The following is a 22,781-nucleotide window of genomic DNA, read 5'->3' on the forward strand; positions in this document are numbered from 1 at the left end:
AAATGTCATTTTACTCATTCAGCATCTCATCAGCCTGTCCCTTTATATTTAAAATATTCTCATCAAAATTTTCATCATTTTCCATCAGCCTGTCCACCTCATTATCCAAAAACTGAAGTGCTGTATCATATTTCCGGAATTTCTGAGTTTCCACCGCCTGCTCCATTACTTCATTTAAAAGTTCTACTTTTACTACGGTATCTTCTCCCATGTCTTCCCGAAAAATTTTCTCTGTCTCTTCTGAATCCGTAACCTCTTTTAACGGAGAAATTCCCTGAGAATATTGAAACAGCTTCTGCTGTGTGTTCTTGTTATATGTCAGCATTTTCAGAAATTCCCAGGCCATCTCATCATTCTTTGTCTCGCTGCTGATTCCCATCAGCAGATGATCCATGCTGGTCTCATTTTTGCCGTCCGGTCCTGCCGGCAGGCGAATACAATCCCATTGAAATTCAAAATATTTGTTAATCTTCCACGGATATGGCTTATATGTACGAAACTCCGAAAACTTCATTGGACGAAATGCAATCTTTCCCGTATCGAAATCATTGGACGTAGGATTCTGATAACCGGACAGTTCCTTTATCTTTCTGGTAAAAAGAATCGCATTTTCCACTGCATCTGCTGTGATATTGCATTCTGTGCCAGCCTGATTAAATAATCTTCCTCCATTGCTGAATACTGCATCTTTCCAGTCATAATTATAAACCCCAAACTGATCGATTCTTCCATCGCCGTCTGTGTCTTTTGTTACTTTTTGACAAATTTTATAAAAATCATCCCAAGTCCACTGATTTTCCGGCATCTTGATTCCTTCCTTCTGAAGCAGCGTTTTATTGACAAACATCAGAGTTGGAACGCTCTCATATGGAAGAGCATACTGACTCCCATTAAATTCTCCGGCATCATAGCTTCCTTCATAATAGGCATCCGGATCAAACCCAGCATCACTTTTTATAAAAGAATCCAGATTTTTTAAGACACCGATAGAAGAAAATATGTTGAAGTCTTCCGGAAGCACCATAAAAACATCGGGAAGTTCTCCTTTTAATGCCTTCTGAGAAAGATCTTCGGAATAATCCTCTTTTAAGATTCCACTGTCATACTTTATTTCAATATTTGGATATTTCTTTTCAAATTCTTCGATGGTCTCATCAATAATCTTATAACAGTCATCATCCGGCACATCCCACTGATTTCCTGCAAACATTCCAAAGGTCAGCGTAACTTTTTCCTCCTTTGGCGCAACAATTAAAAAAATCCCTGCTATGCTCAGAAGCAGTCCTGCTATAATCAGACGTTTCCACCAAACCGCCATTTTGCTCATACTTTATTTTCTCCTGTATTTCCCTGATCCGGACTGCACTTCCCAGATTGCCAGCTGTGTCCGGTCTCTTAAATCCAGCTTATTTAAAATCGTACTCAAATAATTGCGAACGGTTCCTTCCGATAAACTCATTGCGCCGGATATTTCTTTATTAGACATCCCCCGTCCGACAAATTTAATGATCTCCCACTCTGTATCGGTCAACTCTTCCACGTTCTGTGCCTCAATTGAAACATCATAGTTACTTTGAGCCATCTCTGAAAACTGCTCCACTACCTTAGTCGCAATCTCCGGATTGATCATGGCGCCGCCTTTATAAACCGTGTGAATGGCCTTTTCCAGCTCATCCATGGAAATTCCTTTCAGCAGATATCCACTGGCTCCATGTTTCAAAGCACTAAACACAAATTCATCATCATCAAACGTCGTCAGGATAATGATTTTAATATTTGGATAGATATCTTTGATGATTTTCGTACACTGGACACCGTCCATCTCCGGCATACGTATATCCATCAAAATTACATCCGGCTTTTCCTTGCGTACTAACTGAATGACCTCACGTCCATCCTTCGCTGTGCCTACAACTTCAATTCCTTCTTTCGTTTCCAGGACGATCTGAAGACTCTGACGAATCAATTCCTGATCATCCGCAATCAGTACTTTAATCATAATTTTCACCCCATCGTATTGGTATTTTTGCAACTATATGAAATCCATGGCTGCCATCATAGGTTACCTCTCCATTCAGCATCTGGATACGTTCCCGGATATGAATCAGTCCGAAACCGCTTTTGATTTCCTCACATCCCACGCCATCGTCCTGGATTGATAAAATCAGCCATTTATTTTCCTTTTTTATATTTATCTCAATGTTCGATGCCTTGCCGTGTCGAATCGCATTGGTAATCCCCTCCTGCACTACCCGGTAGATGGCATCTTCTTCATCCGGATTAAATTTCAGAACCGGCACTTCGCACTGATACCGAATTGCAACATCCGATACTTCCATCATTTCTTCCATCATTTTTTCCAAAGCCGCTTCCAGATTCAGATGCTCCAGAGCATCCGGGCGCAGTTTATTTACTGAACGGCGTATATCCTGAATTCCCTGCCTTGCCACTTTGGAAATTTTATTGAGCTGCTTTTTCGTCTCATCCACTGAAAAATCAATCATGGCAATACAGGCGTCAATTCCCGCAGACAATCCTGTCATGGTATGTCCCAGGGTATCGTGGATTTCCCTGGCAATCCGGTTGCGTTCCTTGGTCTCTCCCATTTTTTCCTGCATCTGGGCATAGTCCTGAAGCTGGGCATTCATTTCTTTCAGTTTTGCATTGGCTGTCTCCAGCTGAATATTTAAAAGAGCTATTCTTGCATTTTCTTTCATCTGATTTCTCATCAGAATGATCATATATACAATAAATACCAGTATATTAAGAGACACCAGCATATTCCGGACTCCCATCAGGATCATGCTGATATTCGAATTATAAACATTTAAAAATTCCTGAAACGAAATCATCTTAAAAAAGACCGATATGATATTATAATCCGAAAATATATAAAGCAGTCCCATGATCACAAGAAACAGAGCACGATTATGCTTGTCACGGATTGATGTCACAATATCTGCCACCACAAGCAGAATAATACCGTTGTACCCGATATACAGGCATCGGATAATGATCAGGCAGAGCAGCAGTTCCATTCCGTAAATTACAAAAGTAAAGATTGCGTTCTTTTTTTTCCTGCTGCGCATCTCTATGATCAGGAGCAGAAGAAAAAACGCTACAAATGTGACAACCGTCATCCGGACCGATTCCATGGGCAGATAAGTTACATTCTCCAGAAAATTCCTGGCAGAGAAATTCTGATTGACATAATGGATCGTAAATCCTGTGACAATGGAAAAGAACGCCAGAATCAGGAAATTGATCACACTCATGCCAATTTTCAGATAATATAAATTCTTGTTTTTAAAATCCATCTTTCCCTCCCCTCTACCAGCGGTTAATGTCAAACTGACTAATGTTAGTCTTTGTGATCATCTCTACTGATATTTCTTTTGTTTTTGGAATCGCCTTTCCTTCCATCAGCTGATATGCTGCCTCAATAGCCGTATCCGCCATCTGCTTCGGAAACTGCGCCGATGTTCCTGTCATCAGGCCTTCTTCAATTAATTTTTTTGCTTCCGGTGACCCGTCTACTCCGTATACAAGAACATCTCTGTTATAATTCTTGCTGTCCAGCGCCGCAAGAGCCCCCATGGCCGCCGGATCATTCAGCGCCATAATGACATCGATATCATCATGTTTTTCTACAATATCTTCTACTTTTGGAAGGGAACGCTCAATCTGCCCCTCGGTGTCCGCAGAATCAATGATCCGATATCCGTCATGACCTTCGATCGTATCCAAAAATCCCTGAATGCGGTCCTCTCCTGACTTCGTAGTTTTATGGGTCAGCAGAACAATATTGGCTCCCTTTCTCTTTTTCATCATATCCTGCGCGCATTGTACACCAGCCTGATAATTATCTGACACAATGGTCATATCAACCAAATCTTCATCATATACCGGAGTATCAATGACAATCACCGGAATTCCGGCTTTTTTCGCTGCCTCAAGACCTGGCTTTACCTTTTTCCAGTCTACAGGATTCAGGAAGATCACATCGACTTCCTTTTTTACCAGATACTTGATCTGCTCATTCTGCTTTTCTGAATCCAGCGCCGGATCCAGGGCGATCAAATGATCTCCGTTTTCTTCTATCTGCAGCTTGATCTCATTATTGATGACCTTGTAGAACTGGTTATTCATGGTCATATACGTTGCTCCGAACACTCTTTTATGCTTCTGATACTTTTGCGCATAACAAAAATAAGTTTTCATATAAATCGCAATGATCAATCCAAAAAAAGCTATAATGATACAAATTCCCGCTCTTTTTTTCCAGCTCAGAATCTTATTTTTATCCATCTCTCTGCTCTCTTTCCATCTTCCGTGTTATCCCGAATTCGTTTTTCTTTCTCTGAATCTATTATAAAATTTGTCTTTGCTCAAGTAAAGAAAAACTCTTCTGATTTTTTATATTCCATTTTCCGTTGGACAGAGCAATGTTTCCAGACGGATCCGGCAAATAAAAAAGAATGAACAAGACCATTCCTGTTCATTCTTTTTTACTGATGCTATTTATGTTTCTCTATCTGCGGAAATCCCGGAATTTCTTCCCTGCCAGTACAAATACGGCTCCGAGTGCCGCTGTCATTTGTGCCATCAAACCAAAGATTCCCTTATCTCCTGTCTTCGGAGTTTTTCCTGTCGTTGTGCTTCCGGCTGTCTGCGCTGCAGCATTCTCACCGGTAACAGACCCTGTTTCTTTTAAGCCGCCTGCATTTCCTGTGCCGGCTCCTCCAGCTTCGATGATTCCTCCGGTCTGTGTGCCGCTTCCAGCACCGCCAGTCTGGATATTTCCTCCGGTTTCTGTTCCTTCTCCGGCTCCCGGTTTCGGATCCTGGGTTCCTTCTGCTTCTTTTATGTAGATCGTTGCGGATACCTCACCATATTGGTATTTAAAGGTTACTTTATGAGCCCCGGCAGAAAGTTTGTCCAGAACAGATCCTTCCAGGATAATACTGGTTTCATCGAAATTCATTAAGATCCCATAGTTTTCGGCCTCGACTCCATCAATAAGCAGAGTATCAAATTTGAACATGCCGCCATTGGCAATCAGATTCAGTTCTTTTCCGGAACCTTTGGTATATTCTGCTCCGTCTCCTTCCACAATCTGCAGATATTTCTGCCAGTCTGCAATAGCGATTGCCGCGTCCGCGTCAGCTTCTGCTTTCTTCTTCTGCGCTGCTTCCAGGGCATTCTGTTTTTCTTTGATGTCCGCTTCTGCTTCTTTCAGCTCTTTTTCGAGTTCTGCCAGTCTGTCCGGCGCCGTGTTGATCAGATCAACCGTTTCTTTATGTTTCTGATAAAATGGATCATTCTCATCGGCTGCAAGCACTTTTTCCAGTGTCAGACCATCTGCCTGTTCCAATGCAGCCTGGGCTTCTTCCAGGGCTTTCCTGGAAGATTCTGTTTCAGTCTGGGCTTGTTTCAGATTTTTCTGAGCAGACTCAAGGGCGTTCTTTGCAGCCTTCAGATCAGCTTCTGCCTGTTCTTTCGCTTCCAGAGCTTCCTTCAGATCTTTATTTGATAATTCATCCAGAGCCTTCTGAGCATTAGTCAGTTCTTCCTTAGCTGAATCCAAGGCAGACTTTTTCTCATCTCTTATCTGAGATGCTTTTTCATAAGAATCTTTGGCTGCATCCAAAGCCTCTGATTTTTCAACCCATGGTTTTTCCACTATTATAAGCTCATCTTCCTTTTCGAAAACCATCCTATCCAGTCTTGAATATTCTTTATCGAGCGCCTCTACTTCTGCCTCTTTTTCTTCCAGTTCCTTCGTCAACTGAGCCAAAGTTTCTTTGCATCGTTCAATACTTTCTTCTACCTGAATACTTTCAACCCAATCCAAAGCCTGCTTGCGAAGTTCAAGTTCCTCAATCGCTTTATTCAAAGCATTTTCTGCTTCCTCTTTCGCTTTTACTGCCTCCTCGTATGCCTCTTTTGCAGCTTCTTTGTCATCTGTGGTTTCTGCCTGTTCCATTGCCTCCTTCTTTTCTGCCACCTGAGTCTCCGCATTTTCTAAAGCTTCTTCTGCTTGTTTTTTTGCTGCTTCCGCTGCTACTGCATTTTTTCTCACTGACTCTAGCCAGTTGTTAAAATATTCTGGCTCATACACCGCCATATCTTGCTCAACCGCCCGTATATTTTCTTTTAATTCTTCACATTCTCTTTCTGCCTTACTGGATGCCTCAAATACTTTCCTCATTTCTGAAAGCAGCTCTTTCATCTCGTTTAAGACTGGCTGATACTCCGCATCTGCCTGGTCAAATTCCTTTTGTGCTGTTTCCTGCTTCTTTTCCTCTTCCTGTGCCGCTGCATCCGCTTTGTCATATTCTTTCTGTGCTGTCTCCACTTTTTCCTCTGCCTGATCTACTTTTTCTTTTGCTTCCGCAATCTCTTCTTCACTCGCCCCGGTGCCTTCTTCTTCCGCCTTTTTAACAGTTTCTTCTTTCTCTTTCAGGTTATCCTCTGCTTTTGATACATTATCTTCTGCCTCTGCTGCTTCCTTTTCCGCCGTTTCCTGCTTTTCTTCGCTTTCTTTCAGATCCGCTTCCGCCTGATCTTTGGCAGCCTGTGCAGAATCTTTTTCTTCTTTAATGGCAGATTCCAGAGAATCTTTCGCCTCTTCCGCAGAAGCTGAAAGATCTGACTGTTCTTCTTTGATCGCATTTTTTTCATCCTGTGCCTCTTTCAAATCCGTCTCTGCCTGATCCACCTTTTCTTCTGCTTCTGCCTGTGAATCCAGCGCGTCATCCAGGTTTTCCTCTGCTTCTTCCATATTCTGAGCAGACGCTGCCTTTGTTTCCGAAACTTCACTGGCATTTTGTCCATTATCAGTTCCATTCTCAACAGGAGTATCCGCCTGGACATCTGCCTGATTTCCTAATGCTACCAGCCCTGCGATTGAAAGCGCTGCTAATCCGGTTTTCATCTCTTTTCTTATAATAACCTCCTTATTATCATTCTCTTTGCAAATGCCTGTTTTATCCAAACATTAACAAAATATCATACGGTTATCTTAAATTCTCCCGGATAAATCAGATAATTTCAATATTAGACTGAAAATTAGACGGCTTTTTTATTTAAATCACACGAATCATGATCAGCAGGTACGGCGGCCGACCGACCGGCGTATAGTGCAAAAAAAGAAAGAGTCTGATATTTTTCGACTCTTTCTTCCGCAGCTTACAAAATATTCATTTGAAATAGATAGAAAAACCATCCTTAACTTTTCACTTACAGGATGATTTTCCAGTTTATACAAGTCAATTTCCAGGTATTTCACCCAGATATTCTCCCAGCATTTCAAATTCATCCTGAAAGATACAGTGTTTGATCTCACCCTTTTCCATCTTTTCCAGGCAGGTTTCATAATCCATCCATATAACCTCTTCCACTTCTTCTTTCTGCAGGGAAAGGGCTTCAATTTCCACCGGTTTATCATACACATAAACAGCGCTGATTTCATGATTTCGGAACTCTCTTCCGTAGAAATTCCCATTGATGATTCCGTCATGAACTCCAATCTGCTTCAGATCTTCTGCTGCTGCCGAAATTCCCAGTTCCTCCTGCATTTCCCGGACTGCGGTTTCCAGGTATTCATCTCCTGCCGCCACATGTCCGGCAGACGAAATATCATAACATCCCGGGAATGAATCTTTATTGGCGCTTCGTTTCTGCAGCAGCACATCATATCCCTTTTCTGTCCTGCGCACAATCCAGATATGGGATGTGCCGTGAGGATCACCGTCCTCATGAACCAAAGATCTTTCCTTAATTCTTCCGGTTTTTTCTCCCTTTTCATCCAAAAGATCAAAAAATTCCAGTTCTTTCCCATCCAGAACCGCCGCCATAAGATTTCCTTCCACATAAGTCAGTTTCAGAGAGAAGAATGGCGCTCCCTCATCCATATAGCGCAGGAACAGCCGGTCTCCTTCCCACAGTTCCAGATTCAAAAGGTCTTTTTTCGGGATCCATTCCAGAACTCCCTCGTCACATTCTTTCATCGTTCCCTTATAATCTGTGATATGGTAAAGAAACATATACTCCCACGCTTCTTTTTCAGTTCCCATATCCGATAAAAATGTCACAACTCCGCACAGCCGGTACTGAACCGGAACCAGACCGGTTTCTTCTTTTACTTCCCGGAACATACAGTCTTCCGGACTTTCTCCATGTTCAAAATGTCCTCCGACACCTATCCATTTGTCTTTGTTAACGTCATGTTTTTTTACGATCCGATGCAGCATCAGATATTTATTTTCCTTTTCAATATAACATAATGTTGTTAAACCCATTTTTCCTTCCTCCAAAGCTATTGTAAATGGAAATTAGAAAAGTTACAATAAGGAAAAACACAGGGAGGACTTATCATGGATATCAAATGCATTGCTTTAGATCTGGATCGGACAACACTAAACGCTCAAGGCCGACTTTCCGATGGCAATCGGAAAGCATTATCTCATGCCATTGAGCAGGGAGTTCACATTGTCATTGCCAGCGGGCGTTCCTTTCATACACTTCCAAAGGATGTCCTGTCAGTTCCCGGAATTGAATATGCCATTACTTCCAATGGCGCAGCTATATACAATATTCCCACCGGAAAATGTCTGCATGAATACAAGATGACAAAAACCTCTGTTTCTGATATTCTGGCAGTCTCTTCCTCTTATCCAGTGGCATTGGAAGCCTTCATCAATGGCACAGCTTACGCGGAAGCAGATTACGTCAGCAATCCGGCAGGATTCGGCGCTGCACCACAGGCCATTCCTTATATTCAGGATACAAGAAACCCAATCCATCAGATGCCCGTTTTTCTCCGCAGACACCAGGAGCAGATTGACAGCATTGATGTAGTGGTTGGAAATCCCCTGACAAAAGAAGAAATCTGGACAAAACTTGCCCAGACCTCTAAAGATATTTATATTACGTCTTCCGTTTCCCAGCTGATTGAAATCTCCCACAAAGACGCCGGTAAACATTCCGGTCTCCGTTTTATCCGTGATTATCTGCATCTGACTCCAGAACAGACAGCTGCTTTCGGCGATGGAGACAACGATGTGGATCTGCTGAACGCTGCCGGAATCGGCATTGCAATGGAAAATGCTTCTCCCAAATGCAAAGCTGCCGCAGATGCCGTGACCCTTCACCATAATCTGGACGGTGTCGCATGGGGCATCCGGCATATCCTCCATATTAAATAATCTCTGTTTCCCGCAGCTCCAGCCGCTCCCGGGTAGATTCATCCGGCTGTTTTTCACAAATCACGCCGCTGATATCCTCAAATCCCGCATACACATAGTTTGCCTGGAATCCAAACTTCTTGCTTTCCATCATAAGATAAACTTTACTGCTTCGTTCTACTGCATGCCGTTTCATCAGCCCGTCTTCCGGTACATATGTCATAATGACATTTTTCTCCGGATCTGCTCCTACAACTCCCATAAACGCAATATCGAATCTGAAATTTTCCATCATCTGAAGAGTCAGAGAACCCAGGAATCCATTCTGGGAACGGTTAAACTCCCCGCCAAGCAGAAAGAATTTTACATTCTTTGTTGTCTGAAAGATTTCCGCAATATCCATCATGCAGCTGACAACCGTAATTTCCAGCCCCGCCTTTATGATTTCTTCCGCCAGTTCAATATTTGTTGTGGAAGTATCCAGAAATACCATATCCCCGTTTTTGATCAATTTTACCGCTTTTTTGGCAATTTTTTGTTTCTGCTCTACATTTTTATGTTTTCTGCTGGCTACCAGGTTGCTGTGTCCCGGATGCAGACTGTCCGGCAGCACTGCTCCTCCATATGTTCTCTTTAACAGATTCTGTCCTTCCATAGCTGCCAGGTCTTTGCGGATACAGTCTTCTGTCACCTGAAATCGTTTGCTCAAATCTTTTACCAGTACTTTTTGATTTTCATTCAGGAGCCTTAAAATCTCCTTATGCCGTTCTTCTACAAACATATTTTCTCCTTACTCATCCGCCGGAAAATGAATTCCCATCTGCCGTCTTGCCTCATCCATGATTTCAAGAGACCAGACAGAATACTGATTATGTTCCCTGGCGCTTTTCTTTTCCTCAATCAAGCGAATAAATTCTTTTACTTCATAATACATATTATTTTCTTTCTTGCGGATATCAATTTTTTTTGATGTTCCGTCTCTCTTCACAATCTCAATCGAAGTCGTATCCGGTATCTCCCGAATGATCATGGACGCCTCTTCCCCCTGAATCTGACTCGGAAGCGCAGACTGGGTAATCTTTGCATACAGAAGTTCCGCCTGCATTTCCTCATACATGGCAACGATCACTGCTGAGCCATCTACACCGGTGGAAAGCTTCAGCCCATGGGCATACACTTCTTTTGGTTTCCCGAAAAGTTTGACCAGAGGATGTACACAGTAAACGCCAATATCCATCAATGCCCCATTGGACAGTTCTGGTTTGAACGCATTCTCAATAATCCCTTCTTTGAAATGATCATATCGTCTGGAATACTGGCAGTACTGGAACGTGGCACGGCGAATCTTTCCCAGTCTCGGAAGATTCTCCTGAATCGCCGCAAATCCCAGATCAAAGACAGGGCGCATGGCTTCCAGGAGCACCACATGATTTCGTTCTGCGGCTTCCAGCATTTCTTTTAATTCTCTGGAATTTGAAGCTATGGTTTTTTCGCATAATACATGTTTCCCGGCCTCCATCATCTGAATGCTCTGAGATGCATGCAGGGCATTTGGACTTGCCACATAGACTGCATCAATATCCGGGGCTTTCGCAAGATCCTCCAAGGAATCATAACAATCTTTTATTCCATATTTTCCCGCATATTCTTTGGCCCGTTCCATGGTTCGTGAATACACAGCCTGAGCCTTAAATCCCTCACATTCGGCTCCCGCTTCCAGAAGGCTGTCCGTGATGAAATTCGTTCCGATCACCGCAAATCTTACCATAATGATCTCCTTTCTTATTTTTTATTATTTTATATCACTTCTGCGTTTTCTGTCAATTTCATCCTGTCTGCAGTACGATCCCCTGTAAAATAAAAAGCTCTTTGTCAAATATGGGAGAAGTAAGGAATTGAACTGTTTTTCTGTAAAGAAGCATCCAGAAAATTGGAAAATCTGCACAGGAGGAAGCAATTTGGGAGAAAGAATCTCCTGTGAGTAGAAAATCCCTCATGGGAGGAGACTAGCTGGAAGAAAAAACCTCCTGTGGGTCAAAAGGCTCACGTGAGAGGAGATTAGCTGGAAGAAAAAACCTCCTGTGGGTTAAAAAGTCCTCATGGGAGGAGACTTGCCAGAAAAAGAAACCTCCTGTAGGTCAAAAGGCCCACGTGGGAGGAGACTTGCTGGAAGAAAAAACCTCCTGTGGGTCAAAAAGCTTACGTGGGAGGAGACTTGCCAGGAGAAAGAACCTCCTGCGGGTCAAAAAGCTTACGTGGGAGGAGACTTGCCAGGAGAAAGAACCTCCTGCGGGTCAAAAAGCTTACGTGGGAGGAGACTTGCCAGGAGAAAGAACCTCCTGATGTGTAAAAAATCAAGAGAGGAGGCAATCTGCAGAATAGGGCATACAGAAAAAACAGGATCTCTCTGAAACCCAGAGAAATCCTGCTGTTGTGATTCTTAAACAGAATTGTTTTTATTCAACTTCTACGAAAACTTCTTTTCCCATTCCGCATAACGGACATACCCAGTCTTCCGGAAGATCTTCAAATTTTGTTCCCGGAGCGATTCCGTTATCCGGATCACCTGCTGCCTCGTCATAAATGTATCCACATGGTTCGCATTCGTATTTTTTCATCTTTTTTTGCCTCCTAAAATTCTTTATTTTTTTAACATAATTTATGCGTCTGCTTTCCACAGACCATGCAGGTTGCAGTACTCATAAGCTGCCACCAGTTCATCACCCGGCGCAAGAGTAAATACGGCTCTTGGCTCATCTCCCGGCTGGAACCGGCAAAGCTGACCGCCCTGCTTTGTTTCAATATAAACACCCATGATATAGTGCTCCTCCATCATTGGATGAGGAACCTCACCGACTCTGACGATGATATCCTGTCCGTCTTTCTCGATCACAGGTACGTGTTTCTCGCCAGCTGCATCGGTAACATTCGCTTCCAGCAAATTGAGACCTGATACCGGATTTTTTTCAAATACATCTAACAACACTGCTTTGTCATCTTTATAAAACCGACTCATTTCATTTCCTCCTTTACTGTTCTGGACTGTAGCTATATAATAACCTCAAACTGATATTTTTTCTGTAACATATGTTACAAAGCACAAAAAAAGGATGAAAAAATGGAACTTAAAGATACTTTACTCTTTCAAAATTTAAATGATACTGAAATCCAGAGGATTCTTTACTGCTCCCATGCTGAGACTCTGACGTTTCCAAAGGGACAGACGATTATTTTCCCGGATGACAAACCTGCCGTACTGTACCTGATTCTGGAAGGCACCGTTATCCTGGAACAGTATAATTATATGGGAAAACCCATGAACATCGAATACCGCTCTGCCGGCAGTCTGTTCGGCGAAACCGATGTTTTCCTTGACAAAGACTCTTTTGGCTACACCGTCCGGACAGAAAGTCCCTGCAGGATCCTCACGGCAGACCGGAGTTTCTTCTTCCGCACCTGTGAGAAAAACTGTGAGCATCACAGTCAGGCCATCTTCAACATGCTCCACATCTTTGCCCTGGATAATCATCAAAAACAGGAACGTCTGGATCTTCTGACCTGCGGAGAACTGGAACAGAGACTTGCCAGATATCTTCTGGAAAACCGCACCGGCGCCGACACAGTCTTCCTGAGTATGAACCGAAGTGAACTGGCCGCTTATCTGAATACGACCCGTCCTTCCCTGTCCCGGACCCTGTCCGGTCTGCAGAATCAGGGTGCCCTCCAAATCGCCGGCAGAAACCAGATTAAAATTCTGAATCCGGATATCCTGCAGGATATCGCGGACGGACTTTAGTCCAGAACCACCGGCACCGGCTGATCAATCACCAGACTGTCTATGCCGACTTTGCAGTCCAGCGCCTGTATGTGGACGCCGGCCTGTCCGGCTTCCCGCAGTGCGGTTCCAAACTCAGGATGATGCTTGTCATTTGGCTCGAACCGCCAGGTTCCTTTCATTTGAATCACAAAAATAATATACGCTTCATAACCTTCTTCTATACATTTCATCAATTCTTTTACATGTTTGACGCCTCGTTCTGTCGGCGCGTCCGGAAACCGGGCAATCCCTTCTTCCTCCAGAGTAACCCCTTTTACCTCAACGAAAGCCTTCTTTCCATCGCCTTCTATATAAAAATCAAAACGTGAGCCGCCGTATTTTCGCTCTGCTGCGATCAAATCCGGGTTTTGATAGATACCTCCCTGCTCCAGCCATTCTCTGACCACATGGTTTGGCGCCTGAGAATCCATATTGACCATAACATCGCCCTTCATGACTCCGATCAGGGAATATTTTGTCTTTCTTTCCGGATTGCTGTGCTTTTGAAGAAATACTTTGGTTCCCGGAATCAGCAGTTCCCGACATCTTCCTGTATTCTTCACATGTGCCTTGGCCTGACTCCCTTCCGCTTCCACCATGGCAATAAACCGGTTAGGCCTGCTTAAAAAAATTCCTTCTGTCATATGTTCATATTTCATTGCTTCTGTTTCACCTTTTCCTTCTATTCTGCGCAGATCCATGCCCCCGCTCCGGCGCATTTTCTCTCTTTCTGCATATTCTATTATAACAAAGATTTCGGAGGTTTCTATGACTTATGCCCTGTCCCTTGATCATGTTTCCTATACGTATCACACCTTAAAACAGGAAACTCCCGCTCTCCAGAATGTTTCCTTCCATATAAAACCCGGTGAATTTATTGCGGTCGTTGGACCCAGCGGCTGTGGAAAGTCCACGCTGCTTCATCTGATCGCCCGGCTCCTTCCCATGGACAGCGGAGAAATCCTGATCAACGGCTATCCTCTCGTGATTTCCAAAGAAAAAGTCGGCTATATGCTGCAAAATGACCAGCTTCTTCCATGGAAAACCATATATGAAAATGCTGTCCTGGGACTTAGAATACAAAAAATCAAAGATCCTGCTGCCTATAAGCGTGTGGAGCGCCTTCTGGCTTCTTACGGCCTGGAAGATTTCCGTGATTCCTATCCGGACCAGCTGTCCGGCGGCATGCGGCAGCGGGCAGCTCTGATCCGCACCCTTGCCCTCTCTCCGGATATTCTTCTGCTGGATGAACCCTTCTCCGCACTGGATTACCAGACCCGGTTAAATGTATCCAATGATATCGGCACTATCATTAAACAGGAACATAAAACCGCTCTTCTGGTCACCCATGATCTGTCAGAGGCTGTCAGTATGGCAGACCGGGTCATCGTCCTGACCAAACGTCCGGGAACTGTAAAATCAGTCATTCCAATCCATCTGTCCTGTCCGGAGAAAACACCGAAAAACGCAAGAAATGCCGTAGAATTCAAAGATTATTTCAATCAGTTGTGGAGGGATATCAATGACACATGAGCCGTCCGAAGCACAGAAACAATATCTTCATTCACTGCAAAGGAGAAAATACTGGATTCTGGCCGCGCAGGTGCTTCTGCTGCTGGCAATCCTGGCCGCATGGGAAATTTCCGTGGAAAAAGGATATTTAAACGGCTTCATTTTCAGCAGTCCCCAGCGTGTGGTCCAGTGTTTCTACACAATGCTGAAAGACCAGAGTCTGTTTTTCCACATCGGCATTACGCTGGCTGAGACCATTGCAAGCTTCCTTTTGGTTATGATACTCACACTGGGAGTTTCCATTCTTCTGTGGTGGTGCCGCCCTGCCGCCGATATTCTGGAACCTTATCTGGTGGTATTAAACAGTCTCCCGAAATCCGCGCTGGCGCCGATTCTTATCGTCTGGCTGGGAAATAATATGAAAACCATCATTATAACCGCCATATCCATCGCCGTCTTCGGAAGCATCCTGAACCTGTATCATGGATTCATGAAGGTGGATCCGGAACGTCTGATCCTGATCCGGACACTGGGAGGCTCAAGAGCCGACTGTCTCCGCCTTGTGGTGATTCCAAGCTGCGTTCCTCTCTTTATCAGCCTGATGAAAGTCAGCATCGGACTGTCTCTGGTGGGAGTGATCATCGGAGAATTTCTGGCCGCCAGAGCGGGGCTTGGATATCTGATCATTTACGGAAGCCAGGTCTTTAAGATGGACTGGGTCATGATGTCCATCATTCTTCTGTGTCTGATCGCCATGCTGCTTTACAGACTCCTGCACGCAGCCGAAAAATACGCAGTGAAACATATGTAAAAGAAAAGAGGCGTATCACTTTAAATCTATGTGATACGCCTCTGCTTTCTGTAAGGTTATCCCTTTTCTGTCATTGTCGCAATAAACAGTCCGACCAGCCACCCGATGGAAATCGCCAGATAGTCCCCGACGCTGTCACTATATCCAAGGAAGCATGCGATGGTCAGTGCAATGACCAGAAGAATATAAATGCAAATACATCCGCAGTAAATCTTTCTTCGGATCGTTCCGCTGTTAGAATGGCAGGAAACCGCCGTGGTTACGGACAGAACCGCCATCAGGACATCCGGAACATTTAACTGAGAGAGATAATTTTCTATCATATCTTTATTTCCTTCTCCTGTATTTGTTTCAAGTTTATTATTACGTGAATACCTTGCTGTCGTAGTCTGCAGCGAATTTATGACACTGCAGAATATTTCCATACACCCTCCGAGGACCGATATTCTAACCGGTTAGATATATTATATTAATATTACTATTTATTATCAAGGTATTTGGATATATTTACAGAGATTTAATTGACACTTAACATTTCTTTGCTTTTGGCTGCTGCTGAGTAATACAATGAATATTTCCGCCGCCGTACACAACTTCCTCTGTTCTTACACCTACCGCTTTTCGTTCCGGAAACAGCTCCCCAATCTGTTTCAGCGCCAGTGCATCGTTTTCATCCCCATACTGCGGAACAATGACACCGCCGTTGACGATCAGGAAATTCATATAAGACGCGATCGTCGTATCTCCTTCCTCTCTCGGAACCGCGCCTTCTGTCCGGTCGATGGTGTCCGCGCCTTTCAGAAGAACAGGGTTCTTTGTCAGGCAGACTTTATGCACCTTCAGTCTTCGTCCTTTCGCGTCAGTTTCCTGGGACAGCTGTTCGTAGGCTGCTCTCGCCTCTTTGTAAAACGGATGATCCGGGTCATCGGTCCAGATACAGGCCACCTCTCCCGGACGAATATACTGCACCACATCGTCAATATGGCCGTTTGTTTCATCCGGATCGATTCCATCTTTAACCCAGATGACTTTCTCGCAGTTTAAATACTCTTTGAGCATATCCTCAATCTCTTCTTTTGACAGATGTGGATTGCGTCCCTCGCTTAACAGACACATTTCCGTGGTAATCACCGTTCCCTCTCCGTCTACGTGGAAGGATCCTCCTTCCAGCACAAATCCTTCGGTCCGGTAGCTGTCGATTCCTTCCATATCACATACTTTTCTGGCGATCAGATCATCCTGATCCCATGGGAAATACAATCCGTCCACAAGGCCGCCCCAGGCATTGAACGTCCAGTCGCAGCCGCGGATGCCGCCCTGATCGTCAACAACAAAGGTCGGGCCCATATCACGCATCCAGGCGTCATTGCTCGTCATTTCCACGACCCGTATGGATTCCGGAACCTGGGTTCTGCAGTTTTCATACTGCTCCGGTGACACACAGATGGTCACCGGCTCAAACTGGCGGATTGCCTCTGCCACTTTGATAAATGTTTTCTGTGCCGGTTTGGCGCCGTCTCTCCATGTGTCCGTCCGCTGGGGCCAGAGCATCCAGATCTGTTCCTGCTCCTCAAATTCTCCCGGCATGCGGAATCCATCCTGTTTTGGTGTTGTATTTATAATTCTTCCTGCCATAACGCTTCATCTCCTTTTTTTATTTCTTTCCTGTCTGCACGTACAATAAATTCACCGATGATAATACATATCACCGCCCCCACTGTGATTGGCAGCACTCCGCTTAAGGTTTCCGCGTCAAACGACATCGGAACTGCCGTAAATATAATAGAAATCACCAGCAGAATACATGGGACCACGGCGATCACGCGGACTGTCATCTGATTTCCCGGCACCCGGAACGGTCTCGGCCGGTCTGCGTCTATCCGTCTCAATTTCAGAAACGCCGGAAATACCGGAACATAGGCCAGCAGAAACATGACCAGATTCAGTGCGAAGAAACACCAGAACAATTCCTGATTCGGGATAAACGGCGCTATGATCAGAATCAGACTCGCCACAATACCATTCATAATGGATGCTCCCACCGGCATGTCATGTTTCCCTCTGCGGATTCCGAAGACTTGCGGCATATCTCCGCGGTTTGCCGCATAGGACGCCACATTATTGACACCCAGCGACCAGGAAATCATATTTCCAAACAAGGTTAGTAAAAATGCCACGGCAACCACGGTTACGATGATTCCCGTTGGTCTTCCTGTCAAAAGCTGAATGCTCTCCAGCAGTCCTGTGCTCATATTGATCTGATCGGTCGGCACTGCCACACCGATTCCAAACGCCATAAAAATGTAAATCACCGCAATTACCAGTCCTCCCGCAATAATCGCCTGAGGAATCTGCTTTTTCGGCTGATCCATATCTTTGGCAAAGGTACATACAATTTCAAATCCGAGACAGTTAAAAATAATCACGGAAATGTAAGACAGACTGTCCAGATCGAAACTTGGAAGAAGGGAACGCAGTGTATATTCATTTGCCATACCATTGTGAACAGCTCCATAGATTCCCAGAATTCCCAATGTCAGCGCAATCAGGATTTTGATCACGGCTGCGCCGTTTAAAATCCAGGCGCTGTCACAGACAGGGAAAAAGCTGATCACAACAACAATCCACACAAAGCACAGCTCTATGAGCAGTGCCGGGATGATTCCCATGGTTTTCCCTGTCAGCAGGCTGATAGTATCCGGGAACATCAGCGCAAGAGACGCCATCCACAATGGAAAATTAATCCAGTAGTACCAGGAAACCCGGCCGCCCCATCGTTTCCCAAACGCCTTGGAAACCCAGTCATAGATGCCGCCTTCTCCTTCGTAAGTTGTACCAAGTTCCGATGCGATCAGGCCATATGGCAGAAGAAATGCTGCCAGAAGGAAAATCCACCAGAAATACTGGGAATTCCCGACTGCCGCCACAGGAGCCGCCGCTTCTGCTACGAATACCACACAAATGACAGCCATTACCGCATCCATTAAATGAAATTTTTTCTGCATAGCACTCTCCTCCTTCTATCTGCCATGTGTCATCAGAATCTGATACATTTCTGGCCTGCGGTCACGGAACACGCCCCATTCTCTTCTTCTTTTTGCGATTTCATCCAGATCAAATTCCGCAGTGATCACACCCTCAGACTCTCTATCCATTTCTGCTGTCAGTTCCCCATGTTCATCCGCAATAAAGGATGATCCATAAAATGTCATCTCTGTTCCGTCCTTTTCGGTTCCAACCCGGTTGGATGCAATAACCGGCATAATATTGGCCGCCGCATGCCCCTGCATACAGTGACGCCAGTGCGGCATAGAGTCATGCTGCAGAATCGGTTCATTACCGATGGCCGTTGGATAAAACAAAAGTTCCGCTCCAAGAAGCGCCATGGCTCTCGCACATTCCGGGAACCACTGATCCCAGCAGATTCCAACGCCAATGATTCCAAATTTTGTTTTCCAGACTTTAAATCCGGTATCTCCCGGTGTAAAGTAAAATTTTTCCGCATACGGAAGTCCATCTGGTATATGCGTTTTTCTGTAAATTCCAAGTACGCTTCCATCCGCATCGATGACTGCAACAGAATTAAATGCCGTATTTCCTGCTTTTTCATAGAAACTGATCGGAAGCACTACATTTAATTCCCGGACAATATCTTTGAAATGCTGAACTGCCGGATCCTCTTCCAATGTCTTCGCCAGATCAAAATATGAAAAATCCTGTCTCTGACAAAAATAAGGTGTCTCAAATAATTCCTGAAGCAATATAATATTTGCTCCCTGTTTTGCGGCCTCCCGTATCATATCTTCAGCTTTTAACAGATTCTCCTCAATGTTCCACACACAAGACATCTGCACTGCTGCCACTTTTACTTTTCTCATATCAATCTTTCCTTTCTTTTGCTGATCGTATTTAAAATTCCGGATATTTTAGAACGAAAAAAGAGGCAGCTTTTCCAAATCAATGAAAAACTGCCTCACTGCAATTTGCTTTACAATCAGAATTATATAAAAGCACATATAGCTTTACAATTCCCTCTTTTTATCTTTTTGTTCTATTTTTCATCCCTAAAATAGAACTTTTATTCTATTTCATTCTTCTATCATTTCATATAATTGAATCCTCTGGCTGATGCCAAGTTTCCGGTATATGTGGTGACAATGTTTGCGCAGTGTACTAACGGAGATTCCCAGATCCGATGCGATTTCCTCCGAACTTCCATCGTGCATCAGCTGTCCCAGCACCTCCTGCTCCCTTGTACTTAATCCATAATACGATGCACATTCTTCCACAGTCATTTTCCTTTGTTCTGCTTTCTCCTGTTCTTTATAAAGCCTGAGAGCCAGGTGCTCTTTCAGCACATCCAGAACAAATAAATCTTCATATTCAAAATCTTTCTTTCCCTTTTCCCGAAAAAAAGACATAACTCCCAGAAACTGTTCCTGATAACTGATGTTGAGATGCAGAGAAAAATGCCATCCTTGTTTGTCATAGACTGCTTTATAGTACTGGGTTTTCACTCGGACTTCCTCTGGAAGCAGATCGCTTTCCCGGTAAGAAATATTATTTCCCGTAAGCATCAGTCCCTTAGAATAATCCATATTTTTAAATTCGTTAATATAATCCTTCATATCTTCCACAGAATATCCGATGCCCACCGGCCGTTCTAATTCATTTTCCCTTCCTGCCGCCAGATAAAACGATGAACTGTCAAAATCAATCAGATACCGGAGCTGTTTCATGATCTGCATCCGCATTTCATCTATATCATCCATACTATAAATTTTATAAATTATCGCATTCAATATCATCCATTCATTATTTTTCAGCATATTATCCTTGGTGCCTTTCTTCCTGAATTCCATTATTTCGTAAATACTACTACTGGATAATTTTCATGTCAAGAATCTGATACAGAAAAAAATCCTATAAAATCAAGAAAAGCCCCACCGGAAACCGATGGGACTTCTGCTTTTTTATTAATGAAAAGAGAGGATTAAAATATATATGAAAAACTATGTCTTTATTATACCCGATTCCTCCTGAGATTCAATTTCCTGCCTATAAAATTTTCTAAACAAAAAATAAAATTATCTAAAAAATCTTGGACTATACATATTTTCTTATAATTCTTATGACATTTCCGAAATAAGATCTTCCGAATAAATTCAGATGATTCAAGAGATGATACAGCTGATAAAAATCCCGTTTCTGCGGATAATCTGCGGAAATCGGATTGATTTCATTGTAGGCACTGTAAAATTCCTCCGGGAAGCTTCCAAACAGCTGCGTCATGGCAAGATCTGCTTCGAAATCTCCCACATATGCGGCCGGATCAATAAGCCATGCTTTTCCATCACTGCCGCACATGACATTTCCTCCCCACAGATCACCATGAAGAATGGATGGAAAATCCGGCTCTTCCAGATATGATTCCAGCCGTTCCAGCAGACAGTCTAATTTCCGCATGGTATCAGGGTCAAAATAATTTTCTGCAGCCTTCATCTGCGGCAGGAGTCTGCACTCCCTGTAAAAATCTATCCAGCTTTCTTTCGGCGTATTATTCTGAGGACCTGCGCCGATAAAATTGTCTTCCAGAAAACCATATCGGTCATTTTCATTGTCAGATTTTACAAATCGGGAACATTCCGCTTTATGCAGATTTGCCAGCTGATGCCCGAACTCCGTCCAGTAATCTTTTCTCTTGGACGAACATTCCAGATACTCCAGCAAAAGAAATGAAATCCCTTTTTCCTGATCGATTCCGCTCCCCAGAATCTCAGGCACTCCAATTTCACCAACAGATCTCAGGGCCTGAAGACCTGTAATCTCTGTTTCGAAAAATTTTTGATTTTCTATGGTATTTGTCTTTGCAAAAATCTGATCTCCGGTAGACAGACTGATTTTACGGGAATCATTGATACTGCCTCCGTAAACATAATCCTGCCCGGTAATCTCCGCCCTTTCTCCAAAAATCTCTTTGACCGCCTCACTGAAAGATTCATAATCCTGTCTTGCTTTCTCTAAACTCATCTCTTTCCCACCTTTTGAATACACATTGACCTGCTGCTTAATTTCTCATTTCATCCAGAATTTCAAATAGCTCCCGTATCTCTGATTCCGTTGCTGCCCAGCTTGCGGCAAAACGAACTGCCGTATGAGAGTCATCACATTTTTCCCAGAAACTGAACTTTACTTTTTCCTTTAACCTCTCCATTTCTTTATTTTCCAGCACGATAAACTGCTGATTTGTCGGAGAATCTATAAAAAACTCGTATCCCCGCTGCGCAAATCCTTCTTTCATCTGCTGTGCCAGTTCAACTGCCTTTTTGCTGATCTCGAAATAAAGTCCGTCCGTAAAAAGAACATCAAACTGCACTCCCATAAGCCAGCCTTTGGCAAACAGCGCTCCATGCTGCTTGATTCTGTTGATAAAATGCTTCGGCGTATTATGTTTCGGAAATACTACTGCTTCCCCAAACAAAGCGCCGACTTTCGTGCCGCCGATATAAAAGACATCACAGATCCGCGCAATATCCTGAAGTGTCAGATCGCACTCTCTGCTCATCAGCCCGTATCCAAGCCGTGCCCCGTCCAGATACAGCGGAATCTGATACTTTTTACATATCTCTGAAATGTCTTCCAGTTCCCTGAGGCTGTACAGCGTTCCGAATTCCGTCGGATAAGAAAGATACACCATTCCCGGGAACACCATATGTTCATGATTTCCATCCTTCCAGAAATCTTCCAAAAACGTTCTCAGATTTTCCGGCTGTATTTTCCCATCTTTCCCAGGAATCGTCAGCACTTTATGTCCGGTAAATTCCACGGCTCCCGCCTCATGTATGCTGACATGTCCGGAATCTGCCGCAACCACCCCTTCAAAAGACTGAATCATACTATCAATGACAACTGCATTGGTCTGGGTTCCTCCCGCAAGGAAAAAAACTTCTGCATCAGGACATCCGCATGCTGCTTTTATCTTTTCTCCTGCCTGTTCACAATATCTGTCACTTCCATATCCCGGCTGTGGTTCCATATTGATCTCGCAGAGTCGTTCCAGTATTTTTTCATGTGCTCCTTTTATGTAATCACTCTCCAATGACAGCATAGAAACTTCCTCCTGTTTCTTAATTTATTCTTATGAAATTATTTTTTTCCATTTTGTCACACTTTCTTCATATTCTTTCATTATACTATAATCATAGCAAATAACTAATACATTAGTTACTTTTGCTAGAACTTTTTTCATACTTTTTCATAATGCCGGGGATTTTCGAATCTCCGGTCCCCTCTTTTTATCCAGACTATTACTGTGAAACATTAACTTTCAGGTAGCCAAAAAAGCGCAGACTACTCCCTGATAAATTTTAATGTCTTTTTAAACTTAACTGGAAATCTTATGAGGCAACGACAGGAGCTTCCCAGCCAAGCGCTTTTAACTTTTTGAGATATG

General features: G+C 43.7%; 23 protein-coding genes. 5 read left to right on the top strand and 18 right to left on the bottom strand.

The annotated features are described in order from the left end of the window. Positions 1-10 precede the first annotated feature (10 nt). From JMF81_RS02855 to JMF81_RS02880, 6 genes are all read right to left on the bottom strand, one after another. Positions 11-1,327 carry an ABC transporter substrate-binding protein gene (locus tag JMF81_RS02855; RefSeq protein ID WP_201309950.1) on the bottom strand — a complete coding sequence of 439 codons (1,317 nt, stop codon included), beginning with the start codon at positions 1,325-1,327 and terminating at the stop codon, positions 11-13. Between the two features lie 3 nt (positions 1,328-1,330). Continuing rightward, a complete protein-coding gene (locus JMF81_RS02860) occupies positions 1,331-1,999 on the bottom strand; it encodes a response regulator transcription factor (RefSeq protein WP_201309951.1) in 669 nt (222 codons plus the stop codon). Further along, the gene (locus tag JMF81_RS02865) at positions 1,992-3,317 is read right to left on the bottom strand and encodes a sensor histidine kinase (RefSeq protein ID WP_201309952.1); all 1,326 of its coding nucleotides are present in this window, start codon (positions 3,315-3,317) and stop codon (positions 1,992-1,994) included. The genes JMF81_RS02860 and JMF81_RS02865 overlap by 8 nt, the downstream gene beginning before the upstream one ends. 13 nt (positions 3,318-3,330) lie before the next feature. Further along, complete coding sequence (locus JMF81_RS02870; RefSeq protein ID WP_201309953.1) at positions 3,331-4,308, bottom strand: sugar ABC transporter substrate-binding protein; 978 nt, start codon at positions 4,306-4,308, stop codon at positions 3,331-3,333. A gap of 223 nt (positions 4,309-4,531) precedes the next feature. Continuing rightward, positions 4,532-6,937: a hypothetical protein gene (locus JMF81_RS02875; RefSeq protein ID WP_201309954.1), complete on the bottom strand. Its 2,406-nt coding sequence runs from the start codon at positions 6,935-6,937 to the stop codon at positions 4,532-4,534. Between the two features lie 334 nt (positions 6,938-7,271). Beyond that, positions 7,272-8,303 (bottom strand): NUDIX domain-containing protein, encoded by a 1,032-nt coding sequence (locus JMF81_RS02880; protein WP_201309955.1) that lies wholly within the window; start codon positions 8,301-8,303, stop codon positions 7,272-7,274. A 75-nt stretch (positions 8,304-8,378) separates the two neighbouring features. Here JMF81_RS02880 and JMF81_RS02885 point away from each other — a divergent pair, with 75 nt between their 5' ends. After that, complete coding sequence (locus tag JMF81_RS02885; protein WP_201309956.1) at positions 8,379-9,209, top strand: HAD family hydrolase; 831 nt, start codon at positions 8,379-8,381, stop codon at positions 9,207-9,209. On the opposite strand, the gene JMF81_RS02890 is transcribed toward JMF81_RS02885, so the two are convergent. Next, entirely contained in the window at positions 9,202-9,969 is a 768-nt protein-coding gene (locus JMF81_RS02890; protein WP_201309957.1) for a DeoR/GlpR family DNA-binding transcription regulator, read from the bottom strand. The two genes, JMF81_RS02885 and JMF81_RS02890, sit on opposite strands and share 8 nt — an antisense overlap. Positions 9,970-9,978: 9 nt before the next feature. Next, positions 9,979-10,956 carry a Gfo/Idh/MocA family protein gene (locus tag JMF81_RS02895; protein ID WP_201309958.1) on the bottom strand — a complete coding sequence of 326 codons (978 nt, stop codon included), beginning with the start codon at positions 10,954-10,956 and terminating at the stop codon, positions 9,979-9,981. 343 nt (positions 10,957-11,299) lie between these two features. On the opposite strand from JMF81_RS02895, the gene JMF81_RS02900 reads away from it, so the two are divergent. Further along, positions 11,300-11,599 (top strand): hypothetical protein, encoded by a 300-nt coding sequence (locus JMF81_RS02900; protein WP_201309959.1) that lies wholly within the window; start codon positions 11,300-11,302, stop codon positions 11,597-11,599. Between the two features lie 45 nt (positions 11,600-11,644). Here the strand turns inward: JMF81_RS02900 and rd are convergent, their stop codons facing one another. Together rd and JMF81_RS02910 are read right to left on the bottom strand one after the other, a co-directional pair. After that, positions 11,645-11,806, bottom strand: a complete 162-nt coding sequence (rd, locus tag JMF81_RS02905) for a rubredoxin (RefSeq protein WP_201309960.1) — start codon at positions 11,804-11,806, stop codon at positions 11,645-11,647. Between the two features lie 41 nt (positions 11,807-11,847). After that, positions 11,848-12,204: a desulfoferrodoxin family protein gene (locus JMF81_RS02910; protein WP_201309961.1), complete on the bottom strand. Its 357-nt coding sequence runs from the start codon at positions 12,202-12,204 to the stop codon at positions 11,848-11,850. Positions 12,205-12,306: 102 nt separating this feature from the next. Here JMF81_RS02910 and JMF81_RS02915 point away from each other — a divergent pair, with 102 nt between their 5' ends. Continuing rightward, positions 12,307-12,984: a Crp/Fnr family transcriptional regulator gene (locus JMF81_RS02915; RefSeq protein WP_201309962.1), complete on the top strand. Its 678-nt coding sequence runs from the start codon at positions 12,307-12,309 to the stop codon at positions 12,982-12,984. Here JMF81_RS02915 and sfsA read toward each other — a convergent pair. Continuing rightward, entirely contained in the window at positions 12,981-13,706 is a 726-nt protein-coding gene (gene sfsA / locus JMF81_RS02920; protein ID WP_330611448.1) for a DNA/RNA nuclease SfsA, read from the bottom strand. The two genes, JMF81_RS02915 and sfsA, sit on opposite strands and share 4 nt — an antisense overlap. 67 nt (positions 13,707-13,773) lie before the next feature. On the opposite strand from sfsA, the gene JMF81_RS02925 reads away from it, so the two are divergent. Next, positions 13,774-14,538 (top strand): ABC transporter ATP-binding protein, encoded by a 765-nt coding sequence (locus tag JMF81_RS02925; protein ID WP_201309963.1) that lies wholly within the window; start codon positions 13,774-13,776, stop codon positions 14,536-14,538. Continuing rightward, positions 14,528-15,328, top strand: a complete 801-nt coding sequence (locus tag JMF81_RS02930) for an ABC transporter permease (protein WP_201309964.1) — start codon at positions 14,528-14,530, stop codon at positions 15,326-15,328. Before JMF81_RS02925 ends, JMF81_RS02930 begins: the two co-directional genes overlap by 11 nt. Before the next feature lie 56 nt (positions 15,329-15,384). Here the strand turns inward: JMF81_RS02930 and JMF81_RS02935 are convergent, their stop codons facing one another. The 7 genes from JMF81_RS02935 to JMF81_RS02965 all read right to left on the bottom strand — a co-directional run bounded on the left by JMF81_RS02935 (position 15,385) and on the right by JMF81_RS02965 (position 22,436). Further along, on the bottom strand, positions 15,385-15,651 hold the full coding sequence (locus JMF81_RS02935) for a hypothetical protein (protein ID WP_201309965.1): 267 nt from the start codon (positions 15,649-15,651) through the stop codon (positions 15,385-15,387). A 205-nt stretch (positions 15,652-15,856) separates the two neighbouring features. After that, on the bottom strand, positions 15,857-16,963 hold the full coding sequence (gene aguA, locus JMF81_RS02940; RefSeq protein WP_201309966.1) for an agmatine deiminase: 1,107 nt from the start codon (positions 16,961-16,963) through the stop codon (positions 15,857-15,859). Next, on the bottom strand, positions 16,945-18,333 hold the full coding sequence (locus JMF81_RS02945; RefSeq protein WP_201309967.1) for an APC family permease: 1,389 nt from the start codon (positions 18,331-18,333) through the stop codon (positions 16,945-16,947). Before JMF81_RS02945 ends, aguA begins: the two co-directional genes overlap by 19 nt. 15 nt (positions 18,334-18,348) lie before the next feature. Then, the gene (gene aguB / locus JMF81_RS02950; protein WP_201309968.1) at positions 18,349-19,206 is read right to left on the bottom strand and encodes an N-carbamoylputrescine amidase; all 858 of its coding nucleotides are present in this window, start codon (positions 19,204-19,206) and stop codon (positions 18,349-18,351) included. A gap of 210 nt (positions 19,207-19,416) precedes the next feature. Beyond that, positions 19,417-20,157 carry a helix-turn-helix transcriptional regulator gene (locus JMF81_RS02955; protein WP_201309969.1) on the bottom strand — a complete coding sequence of 247 codons (741 nt, stop codon included), beginning with the start codon at positions 20,155-20,157 and terminating at the stop codon, positions 19,417-19,419. 277 nt (positions 20,158-20,434) lie between these two features. Further along, entirely contained in the window at positions 20,435-21,358 is a 924-nt protein-coding gene (locus JMF81_RS02960) for a fructosamine kinase family protein (protein ID WP_201309970.1), read from the bottom strand. Positions 21,359-21,395: 37 nt separating this feature from the next. After that, the gene (locus JMF81_RS02965) at positions 21,396-22,436 is read right to left on the bottom strand and encodes a threonine aldolase family protein (RefSeq protein WP_201309971.1); all 1,041 of its coding nucleotides are present in this window, start codon (positions 22,434-22,436) and stop codon (positions 21,396-21,398) included. Positions 22,437-22,781: the final 345 nt, after the last annotated feature.

The sequence above is a fragment of the Anaerostipes butyraticus genome, from assembly GCF_016586355.1.
Classification (GTDB): Bacteria; Bacillota; Clostridia; order Lachnospirales; family Lachnospiraceae; genus Anaerostipes; species Anaerostipes butyraticus.